Below are 2,200 nucleotides of genomic sequence, written 5' to 3'. Positions count from 1 at the left end.
GTTCTTACCTGTACTGCTTGCGTTTTCTGCGAGTAAAAAGTTTGGTGCTAACCCCTTTTTGGGGGCCGCGTTAGGCATGTTAATGGTTCACCCAGACTTGCTTAATGGCTGGGGCTTTGGTGGTGCGGCAGTGTCTGGAGATATCCCGGTGTGGGAAATCTTTGGCTTTGAGATCGAAAAAGTCGGTTATCAAGGGTCGGTGCTGCCGGTGCTGGTTGCAACCTATATTCTCGCACAAGTGGAGCAAGGGTTACGTCGCATTATTCCCTCAGTGTTGGATAACTTGCTGACCCCCTTGCTGGCGATTTTTATTACCGGACTGATCACCTTTACCTTGGTAGGCCCGTTTACACGAGAGCTCGGCTTTTTGCTCGGCGATGGTCTGAACTGGGTCTATGAATCCGCAGGGATGATTGGCGGTGCTTTGTTTGGCTTTGTGTATGCACCTTTTGTGATCACCGGGATGCACCACAGCTTTATCGCGATTGAAACTCAATTATTGGCCGATATTGCAGTCACTGGCGGTACCTTTATTTTCCCTATCGCGGCGATGTCGAATGTGGCGCAAGGTGCAGCCTGTTTAGCGTTTGGGCTAAAAACCGTGGACGTCAAAGCGAAAGGGATTGCGATGCCTGCAGGGGTGACAGCACTGCTCGGGATCACTGAGCCTGCGATGTTTGGTATTAACCTTAAATACCGTTATCCGTTTATTGGTGCGCTTGCAGGTGCGACCTGTGCGGGGGCTTTTGTCACCTTCTTTAAAGTGAAAGCACAAGCGTTGGGCGCAGCGGGTCTACCAGGGATCATCTCCATTCGCCCTGACGGTGTGGTGCCTTATATCATTGGTATGGCGATTGCCTTTGTTGTTGCGTTTTCCGTAACTTATGTATTGGGCGCCCGTAAAAAATACGCACAAGCTGCGGCGGCGTAATCGAGTCTTGAACGAGGAGCAAGCGTAATGAGCAAGGTATGGGTTACCGGTGATGCCGTGGTGGATTTGATCCCTGATGGCGAGCATCACTACCTGAAATGTCCAGGTGGTGCCCCGGCTAACGTCGCCGTGGCAGTCAGTCGACTTGGTGGACAAACAGGCTTTATTGGCCGCGTTGGTGGCGATCCGCTTGGTCGTTTTATGCAGACTACCTTAGCAAATGAAGGTGTGGACATTGCGTTTATGCATCGCGACGAGGCGCAACGTACCTCAACTGTATTAGTCGAGCTGGATGATCATGGTGAACGAAGCTTCACCTTTATGGTTAAGCCCAGTGCCGACCAGTTTGTTCAGCCGTACGACTTCCCATTGTTCGAAGAAGGGCAGTGGTTGCATGCTTGCTCCATTGCCCTTGCGAACGAGCCATCACGCTCTGCTACACTCGGCGCGATGCAAGCATGTCGTGAAAATGGTGGCTTTGTCAGCTTTGATCCTAATTTGCGTGATGATCTTTGGCAAAGTGAATCACAGATGTTAGAGATTGTGTGGCAAGCCTTGCCGTTGGCGGATGTGGTTAAGGTGTCTGATGATGAGCTTGTCATACTCACTAAGCACCTACGCACTGAAAATAACTCTGTGAAAGCAGGGTTAGCCGCATTATCTGAGCGCGCACCGAATGTGTCTTTGTGGGTGGTGACACAGGGCAGTGAAGGTGCCCGCGTCGCGTTCAACCATACTGTTTGGCAGGTGCCGACCACACCGGCAAACGTGGTGGATACCACAGGCGCAGGTGATGCGTTTATGGGCGGTTTGCTTGCTGCGCTCGCCCAGTTGCCTGAGTGGCAGACACCAGAAGCAGTCACCAAGGCAGTGCGCCAAGGCAACCGTTGTGGCGCGCTGGCTACAACAGAAAAAGGGGCAATGACTGCATTACCCACAGCGGATCAGCTCAGCGTTGAATAGCGCCATATCCGCGCAATTCACGACGCGCCCTCACTGTTGGGTAGGGCGCGTTCGGGGGCGATAAGCGGCAGGGTAATGGTGAAGCAGCTACCGTGTTCGGGCTCACTTTGTACCTCAATGCGACCACCGAGGATGCCGGTGACGAGGTTGAAGGTGATATGCAAACCAAGCCCCGACCCACCTTGCCCGAGTCGGGTGGTGTAAAAGGGATCAAAAATACGTTTTTGTACTTCGGGCGTCATTCCTGCGCCATCATCGTGTATGCGGATACTCACACTCTCGGTTGTCGCCATGGTGGCTATGACG

The 2,200-nt window shown here is 52.8% G+C and carries 3 protein-coding genes; 2 read left to right on the top strand and 1 reads right to left on the bottom strand.

Annotated features, from left to right (window positions below; genetic code table 11):
- Together BZG79_RS14415 and BZG79_RS14410 are read left to right on the top strand one after the other, a co-directional pair.
- Positions 1 to 931 (top strand): maltose/glucose-specific PTS transporter subunit IIC (locus tag BZG79_RS14415; protein ID WP_199877943.1); only part of this gene is annotated, 931 nt, incomplete at its 5' end.
- A 27-nt stretch (positions 932 to 958) separates the two neighbouring features.
- Positions 959 to 1,894 (top strand): aminoimidazole riboside kinase, encoded by a 936-nt coding sequence (locus BZG79_RS14410; RefSeq protein WP_077679467.1) that lies wholly within the window; start codon positions 959 to 961, stop codon positions 1,892 to 1,894.
- 17 nt (positions 1,895 to 1,911) lie between these two features.
- Here BZG79_RS14410 and BZG79_RS14405 read toward each other — a convergent pair.
- Positions 1,912 to 2,200 (bottom strand): ATP-binding protein (locus tag BZG79_RS14405; protein ID WP_242414205.1); only part of this gene is annotated, 289 nt, incomplete at its 5' end.

This window comes from Salinivibrio sp. MA427 (genome assembly GCF_001996115.1).
Classification (GTDB): domain Bacteria; phylum Pseudomonadota; class Gammaproteobacteria; order Enterobacterales; family Vibrionaceae; genus Salinivibrio; species Salinivibrio costicola.
The sequence above is the reverse complement of the archived record's forward strand: the minus strand, read 5'-3'. Positions and strand labels throughout refer to the sequence as shown.